At 48.0% G+C, this 8671-nt stretch carries 10 protein-coding genes; 8 read left to right on the top strand and 2 right to left on the bottom strand.

Annotation, left to right across the window (positions count from 1 at the left end; all coding sequences use genetic code 11):
• Positions 1 to 498: environmental stress-induced protein Ves (gene ves, locus QZF50_RS20995; protein WP_290388973.1), on the top strand; the 498-nt coding region annotated here is incomplete at its 5' end.
• Here the strand turns inward: ves and cho are convergent.
• Entirely contained in the window at positions 458 to 1345 is an 888-nt protein-coding gene (gene cho / locus QZF50_RS20990) for an excinuclease Cho (protein WP_000252386.1), read from the bottom strand. The genes ves and cho overlap by 41 nt on opposite strands.
• Positions 1346 to 1574: 229 nt before the next feature.
• Positions 1575 to 2402 (bottom strand): ammonia-dependent NAD(+) synthetase, encoded by an 828-nt coding sequence (nadE, locus tag QZF50_RS20985; RefSeq protein ID WP_000175009.1) that lies wholly within the window; start codon positions 2400 to 2402, stop codon positions 1575 to 1577.
• A 201-nt stretch (positions 2403 to 2603) separates the two neighbouring features.
• On the opposite strand from nadE, the gene osmE reads away from it, so the two are divergent.
• The 7 genes from osmE to chbG all read left to right on the top strand — a co-directional run bounded on the left by osmE (position 2604) and on the right by chbG (position 8483).
• A complete protein-coding gene (gene osmE / locus QZF50_RS20980) occupies positions 2604 to 2942 on the top strand; it encodes an osmotically-inducible lipoprotein OsmE (protein WP_001039044.1) in 339 nt (112 codons plus the stop codon).
• A gap of 298 nt (positions 2943 to 3240) precedes the next feature.
• Complete coding sequence (gene chbB / locus QZF50_RS20975; RefSeq protein WP_000412169.1) at positions 3241 to 3561, top strand: PTS N,N'-diacetylchitobiose transporter subunit IIB; 321 nt, start codon at positions 3241 to 3243, stop codon at positions 3559 to 3561.
• 84 nt (positions 3562 to 3645) lie between these two features.
• Positions 3646 to 5004 (top strand): PTS N,N'-diacetylchitobiose transporter subunit IIC, encoded by a 1359-nt coding sequence (chbC, locus tag QZF50_RS20970; protein WP_061892376.1) that lies wholly within the window; start codon positions 3646 to 3648, stop codon positions 5002 to 5004.
• A gap of 50 nt (positions 5005 to 5054) precedes the next feature.
• Positions 5055 to 5405, top strand: coding sequence for a PTS N,N'-diacetylchitobiose transporter subunit IIA (gene chbA / locus QZF50_RS20965; protein ID WP_000968919.1), 351 nt, complete (start codon positions 5055 to 5057; stop codon positions 5403 to 5405).
• Between the two features lie 7 nt (positions 5406 to 5412).
• A complete protein-coding gene (gene chbR, locus QZF50_RS20960) occupies positions 5413 to 6255 on the top strand; it encodes a transcriptional regulator ChbR (protein ID WP_000983653.1) in 843 nt (280 codons plus the stop codon).
• A gap of 104 nt (positions 6256 to 6359) precedes the next feature.
• Positions 6360 to 7712, top strand: coding sequence for a 6-phospho-beta-glucosidase (celF, locus tag QZF50_RS20955; protein WP_000078722.1), 1353 nt, complete (start codon positions 6360 to 6362; stop codon positions 7710 to 7712).
• 12 nt (positions 7713 to 7724) lie between these two features.
• On the top strand, positions 7725 to 8483 hold the full coding sequence (gene chbG, locus QZF50_RS20950; RefSeq protein ID WP_033817429.1) for a chitin disaccharide deacetylase: 759 nt from the start codon (positions 7725 to 7727) through the stop codon (positions 8481 to 8483).
• Positions 8484 to 8671 lie beyond the last annotated feature (188 nt).

The following is an 8671-nucleotide window of genomic DNA, read 5'->3' as shown; positions in this document are numbered from 1 at the left end:
TTCCCACCGGCAAAACGTGATTTTTACTGGCGTGCCAGCATTGCATCCATCGCGGCGAATGGGGAGTTTTCTTTGTTTCCCGGTATGGAAAGGATAGTGACGTTGCTGGAAGGCGGCGAGATGTTCCTTGAAAGCGCAGACCACTTTAACCATACCTTAAAACCGTTACAGCCTTTTGCCTTTGCGGCGGACCAGGTGGTAAAAGCGAAACTGACGGCAGGGCAGATGTCGATGGATTTCAATATTATGACGCGCCTGGATGTCTGTAAGGCGAAAGTCAGAATTGCCGAACGTACGTTTACTACCTTTGGCTCACGCGGCGGGGTAGTGTTTGTGATTAACGGGGCGTGGCAACTGGGCGACAAACTGCTCACTACCGACCAGGGCGCGTGCTGGTTCGATGGCAGGCACACCCTGCGGCTTTTACAACCGCAAGGTAAACTGTTGTTCAGTGAAATCAACTGGCTCGCTGGTCATTCGCCGGATCAAGTTCAGTAATTTCATAGTTACCGGAAAGCAGCGGCTTACAAAGAATTTTATAACCGTCGTGATCAAACCCGGCGGGTGTCCGAATTAACGTTGTCGCGTCTTCCAGCGAATTAACCGCCCCCAGCCACAGCCAGTTTTGAATAATATGATATTGAGTCATTTCCGGGTGCTGTTCTTTCAGCGCCACCGCCCCTTGCCAAGGCCAACACACCACCCGCAAACGCTCCAGAGACTGGCGCAAGCGTAGCGCATGTTCCTCATGGCTCTCTTTACCGCAGCATGCTCCGGCGCAACGTTTTAGCGCTGAACGAAAACATGCACGACCGCGACTTAACGGTTCCAGTCCCAGCAGACCATAACAAAGTTTTTGTTCATCAGCGATGCTCTGCAATGCTTGCAAAGCTGCGCGCCTATTGGCAAACAGGCCAAACAGGTTGGGGGCTCGTGAAAAATCCACCTCTTTGGCATACACCACATCGACGCGCTTTTCATTTAATTGCAGGGCACAGAGCTGGCGATTGCGGCGCAACCGTTTATTAAACAGCGGCTGTTGTTCTTTGATTAATCGCGCTTCAAGGAGCAGAGCGCCGATTTCGCCTGCGGTGCAGATCCAGCTAATTCGCCGGGATTGCCGTAGCATGGCGGCTTCATCCGGGGTGCGTAAATGAGAAAGCACCCGACTGCGGATATTAACGCTTTTGCCGATATAGAGCGGCATGGTGTCACTTTCGCCATGAAACAGATACACCCCTGGTCGGGTGGGTAAGTCATTAAGGAATGAACGTAAATGTTCGGGATATTCATAAATTGCCGCAGCTTCAAATTCGAGCCGCGGAGAAGTTAAACGCCGTACCACTGTTGACTCCGAATGCTGGTTATCTATCCAGTGTAACAGGCGGGAAGCGATTAAAAAAGAGGCGGGTCGATGACAAAGGTTACACCGTCTGAAGTGCTACGCCTGTCAGGCCTATTCGACTCCTGCAATATATTGAATTTGCATAGTTTTGTAGGTCGAATAAGGCGTTCACGCCGCATCCGGCGTGAACAAATTACTCTTTTTCGCACAAACCATTATGTGCAAATTATTACTTTTTCCAGAAATCATCGAAAACGGTAATTGGCGGACGGCGTTTATGTTCGGTTTTCAGATACCAGTTCTCTATTGTTCTGGCGACCTGTTCAGGTACGTTTTTCCCTTCCAGATAGTCGTCGATATTGTCATAGGTCACGCCGAGTGCCACTTCATCTGGCAGAGAAGGGCGATCATCTTCCAGATCGGCCGTTGGCGCTTTCTTATAAAGGTGTTCCGGGCAACCTAATGCCGCCAGTAACTGTTTACCCTGACGTTTGTTGAGACGATACAGCGGATTAATGTCTGTACCGCCGTCACCATATTTAGTGAAGAATCCGGTAATGGCTTCTGCTGCATGATCGGTGCCCACCACGACACCGCTGGTCATACCCGCAATGCTATATTGTGCTTTCATCCGCTCACGCGCTTTTTCATTGCCACGGACAAAATCGCTCAGTTCAATGCCTGCTTCCCGCAATGCCTGTTCGCTGGCCAATACCGCGCCCTTGATATTAACGGTTAATACGCGATCCGGTTGAATAAAGGCAATGGCATCCTGGCAATCTTGTTCGTCGGCCTGAACACCATAGGGCAGGCGTACGGCAATAAATTGCAGTGATTCGTTGCCGGTTTCCAGGCGCAGCTCATTAATCGCCATCTGGCACAGCTTTCCGGCAAGCGTGGAGTCCTGACCGCCGCTGATCCCGAGCACCAGTGATTTAATGAACGGATAAGTTTGCAGGTAGCTTTTCAGAAAATCGATACTACGACGAATTTCCTCTTCAGCATTAATCTGCGGTTTTGCGCCCAGCGCCTTTATTATTTGTTGTTGCAATGTCATTGAACCCCTCCAGACAGAAAAGACAAAACTTCCTTAAAGCTAACCCGTTGCTACAGAAACGACAAGCGACAGCGGGTTGAATGGTGGTTAAAACGTCATACAGGAATCCTCTGAAAGCGGAGCCGTTTCGTTCACGGGCTTGAAAAAGCGCCCAATGTATTCCAGGCTTATCTAACACGCTGATAAACAAGAGGACGGAATATGAACAAGAATATGGCAGGAATTCTGAGTGCAGCGGCGGTATTAACCATGCTGGCGGGTTGTACGGCTTATGATCGTACCAAAGACCAGTTTGTACAGCCTGTGGTGAAAGACGTCAAAAAAGGCATGAGCCGGGCGCAGGTTGCACAAATTGCGGGTAAACCTTCGTCTGAAGTGAGCATGATCCATGCTCGCGGTACTTGCCAGACCTACATCCTGGGTCAACGTGATGGTAAAGCAGAAACCTACTTTGTCGCGTTAGATGATACCGGACATGTCATCAACTCCGGTTATCAGACCTGTGCTGAATACGACACTGATCCACAGGCTGCGAAGTAATCAATTCGTCTGAAAGCTTGAGTAACAACGGAAACCGGCCATTGCGCCGGTTTTTTTTGGCCTGAGTTCTTAATTATCTTCGCGAATTATTTGCCCGAAATGTGAAGAGGGTCATAACCACAGGTCAAGGAGAAACAATTTATAAGGTCAAAGAAATACTATTGCTCAGGTCTATACCGTATACTCCTTTCAGCCACAAAAAAAGTCATGTTGGTTTCGCAAGTTACCCAGAGCATGGAAGCAGGTTAAGGCTTGCGGAGTGTCTGGCTGACAGATAATCGTCGATGAGGGCAGTTTTATGGAAAAGAAACACATTTATCTGTTTTGTTCTGCGGGCATGTCTACCTCTTTACTGGTATCAAAAATGCGCGCACAGGCAGAAAAATATGAAGTTCCGGTCATTATTGAAGCATTTCCGGAAACACTGGCTGGTGAAAAAGGTCAGAATGCCGATGTCGTGTTATTAGGGCCGCAGATTGCTTATATGTTGCCCGAAATCCAGCGTTTGTTACCCAACAAACCGGTTGAAGTAATTGACTCGCTGCTTTATGGCAAAGTCGATGGTTTAGGCGTGCTTAAGGCTGCGGTTGCAGCGATTAAAAAAGCCGCAGCAAATTAATTTATTTTAAATTTTCCCGTCAAAGAGTTATTTCATAAATCAATACCGCAATATTTAAATTGCGGTTTTTAAGGGTATTTTTCTATGAGTAATGTTATTGCATCGCTTGAAAAGGTACTCCTCCCTTTTGCAGTTAAAATAGGAAAGCAGCCACACGTTAATGCAATCAAAAATGGCTTTATTCGCTTAATGCCGTTAACCCTTGCGGGGGCCATGTTTGTATTAATTAACAACGTTTTTCTAAGCTTTGGGGAGGGGTCGTTTTTTTATTCCTTAGGTATTCGCCTCGACGCCTCAACCATTGAAACACTTAATGGTCTGAAAGGTATTGGCGGCAACGTATATAACGGAACATTAGGGATAATGTCTTTAATGGCACCGTTCTTTATTGGCATGGCGCTGGCAGAAGAGCGTAAAGTCGATGCGCTGGCGGCTGGGTTGTTATCCGTTGCAGCATTTATGACCGTCACCCCATATAGTGTCGGTGAGGCCTATGCGGTTGGCGCAAACTGGTTAGGTGGGGCGAATATCATCTCCGGGATTATTATTGGCCTGGTGGTGGCAGAAATGTTTACCTTTATTGTCCGCCGCAATTGGGTCATTAAACTGCCCGACAGCGTACCTGCTTCAGTATCGCGTTCCTTCTCGGCATTAATTCCCGGCTTTATTATTCTTTCCGTGATGGGGATTATTGCCTGGGCGTTGAATACCTGGGGCACCAACTTCCATCAGATCATTATGGATACCATCTCAACCCCACTGGCATCGTTGGGTAGCGTGGTGGGCTGGGCCTATGTGATCTTTGTTCCACTGCTCTGGTTCTTCGGTATTCATGGCGCGCTGGCGCTGACCGCACTGGACAACGGCATTATGACGCCGTGGGCGCTGGAAAATATCGCGACCTATCAGCAATATGGTTCCGTCGAAGCGGCGCTGGCAGCCGGTAAGACCTTCCATATCTGGGCCAAGCCGATGCTGGACTCCTTTATTTTCCTTGGGGGCAGTGGTGCGACTTTAGGCCTGATCCTGGATATCTTTATCGCCTCTCGCCGTGCTGATTATCGTCAGGTGGCAAAACTGGCGCTGCCGTCCGGCATCTTCCAGATTAACGAACCGATTCTGTTTGGTCTGCCAATTATCATGAACCCGGTGATGTTTATCCCGTTTGTACTGGTACAACCGATTCTGGCGGCAATCACCCTCGCAGCGTACTACATGGGCATCATTCCTCCGGTGACCAATATTGCACCGTGGACCATGCCAACCGGTCTGGGAGCCTTCTTTAACACCAACGGTAGCGTCGCCGCATTGCTGGTCGCACTCTTCAACCTTGGTATCGCAACGTTAATTTATCTGCCCTTTGTTGTGGTGGCTAACAAAGCACAAAACGCGATTGATAAAGAAGAGAGCGAAGAAGATATCGCTAACGCCCTGAAATTTTAATCGATGCCGGTACGGGTAATCGTGCCGGTAAGAATAGAGAGGAACGATGTATGATGGATCTCGATAACATTCCCGATACGCAAACGGAAGCTGAAGAGCTGGAAGAAGTGGTGATGGGGCTTATCATCAACTCCGGACAAGCGCGCAGCCTGGCGTATGCGGCACTGAAACAGGCGAAGCAGGGCGATTTTGCTGCAGCAAAAGCCATGATGGATCAGTCACGGATGGCATTGAATGAAGCGCATCTGGTACAGACGAAACTGATTGAAGGCGATGCGGGCGAAGGTAAGATGAAAGTGAGTCTGGTGCTGGTCCACGCTCAGGATCATTTAATGACGTCCATGCTTGCGCGTGAACTGATTACTGAATTAATTGAGCTTCATGAAAAACTGAAGGCATAAGGAGTCGATGATGCAGCCAGTGATTAACGCGCCGGAAATTGCCACTGCCCGAGAACAGCAGTTGTTTAATGGCAAAAACTTCCATGTGTTTATCTATAACAAAACTGAGAGTATCAGCGGGCTGCATCAGCACGACTATTATGAATTTACTCTGGTATTAACCGGGCGTTATTTCCAGGAGATTAACGGTAAGCGCGTGTTACTGGAACGGGGCGATTTTGTTTTTATTCCGTTAGGTTCGCACCATCAAAGTTTTTATGAGTTTGGTGCCACGCGTATATTGAACGTTGGGATCAGTAAACGCTTTTTTGAGCAGCATTACCTGCCGTTGTTGCCTTATTGCTTTGTCGCTTCGCAGGTATACCGGACCAATAACGCTTTTCTCACCTATGTGGAAACAGTGATTTCTTCATTGAATTTCCGCGAAACAGGGCTGGAAGAGTTTGTTGAGATGGTTACTTTTTATGTCATTAACCGTTTACGTCATTACCGCGAAGAACAGGTGATTGATGATGTACCGCAGTGGCTGAAAAGTACGGTAGAAAAGATGCATGATAAAGAGCAGTTTAGTGAATCGGCGCTGGAGAATATGGTGACGTTGTCAGCCAAATCACAGGAATATTTGACGCGAGCGACTCAACGATATTATGGCAAAACACCAATGCAGATTATTAATGAGATCCGTATTAATTTTGCCAAAAAACAACTGGAAATGACCAACTATTCCGTGACGGATATTGCGTTTGAGGCCGGTTATAGTAGCCCGAGTTTGTTTATTAAAACGTTTAAGAAATTAACGTCCTTTACGCCTAAGAGCTATCGTAAGAAATTGACTGAATTTAATCAGTAAGTCGTTATACCTGACAATTCACATATCTGTCCTGTTGCTGGATTATTTATGTCCGGGGGGGCAGATATGCCAGATATCAGTATTCTGTACTGAAGGGAGAAATTATGAGCCAGAAATTAAAAGTCGTCACTATTGGTGGCGGGAGCAGCTATACCCCGGAGTTACTGGAAGGATTTATTAAGCGTTATCACGAATTGCCGGTCAGCGAATTATGGCTGGTGGATGTCGAAGATGGTAAAGAGAAACTGGATATCATTTTTGAACTCTGCCAACGGATGATTGATAACGCTGGCGTCCCGATGAAGCTTTATAAAACGCTGGATCGCCGCGAAGCATTGAAAGATGCTGATTTCGTTACTACCCAACTGCGCGTAGGCCAATTACCGGCGCGCGAACTGGATGAACGTATTCCATTAAGTCATGGTTATCTTGGTCAGGAAACCAACGGCGCGGGCGGTCTGTTTAAAGGTCTGCGTACCATTCCGGTGATTTTTGACATCGTAAAAGATGTCGAAGAACTTTGTCCGAATGCATGGGTGATTAACTTCACTAACCCGGCGGGAATGGTCACTGAAGCCGTTTATCGTCATACCGGATTTAAACGCTTTATCGGCGTGTGTAATATTCCGATCGGCATGAAGATGTTTATTCGCGATGTTCTGATGCTGAAAGACAGCGATGATTTATCTATCGATCTGTTCGGCCTCAACCATATGGTGTTCATTAAGGATGTGCTGGTAAATGGCAAGTCGCGCTTTGCCGAATTGCTTGATGGTGTGGCGTCAGGGCAGTTAAAAGCGTCCTCTGTAAAAAATATTTTCGATCTGCCATTTAGTGAGGGCTTAATTCGTTCGTTAAATCTGCTGCCATGTTCTTATCTGCTGTATTACTTCAAGCAGAAAGAGATGCTGGCTATTGAAATGGGCGAATACTACAAAGGCGGCGCACGAGCACAGGTAGTACAGAAAGTCGAGAAACAACTTTTTGAGCTGTATAAAAATCCGGAGTTGAAAGTTAAGCCGAAAGAACTGGAACAGCGCGGTGGGGCTTATTACTCTGATGCAGCGTGCGAAGTGATCAACGCTATCTACAACGACAAGCAAGCTGAACATTACGTTAATATCCCGCATCATGGGCATATTGATAATATTCCGGCAGACTGGGCGGTAGAAATGACCTGTAAGCTGGGGCGCGATGGCGCGACGCCACATCCGCGCATTACGCATTTCGATGATAAAGTGATGGGGCTGATTCACACCATTAAAGGCTTCGAGATTGCTGCCAGCAACGCCGCACTTAGCGGAGAATTTAACGATGTGTTACTGGCGCTAAACCTTAGTCCGTTGGTGCATTCCGATCGCGATGCTGAGCTGCTGGCACGCGAGATGATTCTGGCGCACGAGAAATGGCTGCCAAATTTTGCCGACTGCATCGCAGAGCTTAAAAAAGCACATTAACCGAGGCTGATTATGGAACGCTTACTGATTGTTAATGCCGATGATTTTGGCTTAAGCAAAGGTCAGAACTACGGCATTATCGAGGCCTGTCGCAATGGGATTGTCACATCAACGACGGCGCTGGTGAATGGGCAGGCTATTGACCATGCGGTGCAGTTGAGTCGTGATGAACCGAGTCTGGCCATAGGGATGCACTTTGTCCTTACTATGGGCAAGCCACTGACAGCTATGCCGGGGTTAACCCGCGATGGTGTGCTGGGAAAATGGATCTGGCAGTTGGCAGAAGAAGATGCTTTACCGCTGGAAGAAATTACTCAGGAGCTTGCCAGTCAGTATTTGCGTTTCATTGAGCTATTTGGACGCAAACCTACGCATCTTGATAGCCATCATCATGTGCATATGTTCCCGCAGATTTTCCCGATTGTTGCCAGGTTTGCGGCTGAAGAGGGGATTGCGTTGCGCATCGACCGTCAGCCGCTATCTAACGCTGGTGATTTACCGGCTAATCTGCGCAGTTCTCAGGGATTCAGTAGCGCGTTTTATGGTGAAGAGATTAGCGAGGCACTGTTCCTGCAAGTGCTGGATGACGCAAGCCATCGGGGTGATCGTTCGCTGGAGGTGATGTGTCATCCGGCGTTTATCGATAATACTATCCGTCAGAGTGCTTACTGTTTCCCACGGTTAACGGAGCTGGAAGTGCTGACATCAGCGTCGTTGAAATATGCAATTGCTGAGCGTGGTTATCGGTTGGGGAGTTATCGGGATGTGTAAGTGAGGATGTTTGCCAGATGCGGCGTGAACCTTGCATCCGGCGATTAATTCCTACAAAGGCGGCGTAACTGCGCCGCTTGAGACTGCTGACAAACGCAAAACTGCCTGATGCGCTTCGCTTATCAGGCCTTGTATTATCCCTCCAGTGCAGAGAAAATCGGCCAGTTTTCTCTGCCTGCAGTCCGCAT

It is taken from the genome of uncultured Escherichia sp. (assembly GCF_948475835.1).
Taxonomy (GTDB): domain Bacteria; phylum Pseudomonadota; class Gammaproteobacteria; order Enterobacterales; family Enterobacteriaceae; genus ECMA0423.
The sequence above is the reverse complement of the archived record's forward strand: the minus strand, read 5'-3'. Positions and strand labels throughout refer to the sequence as shown.

Excerpts from the sequence above, each read along its gene's own strand:
- nadE (WP_000175009.1), bottom strand. The coding sequence starts at position 2,402 with ATGACATTGCAACAACAAATAATAAAGGCGCTGGGCGCAAAACCGCAG.
- osmE (WP_001039044.1), top strand. The coding sequence starts at position 2,604 with ATGAACAAGAATATGGCAGGAATTCTGAGTGCAGCGGCGGTATTAACC.
- chbB (WP_000412169.1), top strand. The coding sequence starts at position 3,241 with ATGGAAAAGAAACACATTTATCTGTTTTGTTCTGCGGGCATGTCTACC.
- chbC (WP_061892376.1), top strand. The coding sequence starts at position 3,646 with ATGAGTAATGTTATTGCATCGCTTGAAAAGGTACTCCTCCCTTTTGCA.
- chbA (WP_000968919.1), top strand. The coding sequence starts at position 5,055 with ATGATGGATCTCGATAACATTCCCGATACGCAAACGGAAGCTGAAGAG.
- chbR (WP_000983653.1), top strand. The coding sequence starts at position 5,413 with ATGATGCAGCCAGTGATTAACGCGCCGGAAATTGCCACTGCCCGAGAA.
- celF (WP_000078722.1), top strand. The coding sequence starts at position 6,360 with ATGAGCCAGAAATTAAAAGTCGTCACTATTGGTGGCGGGAGCAGCTAT.
- chbG (WP_033817429.1), top strand. The coding sequence starts at position 7,725 with ATGGAACGCTTACTGATTGTTAATGCCGATGATTTTGGCTTAAGCAAA.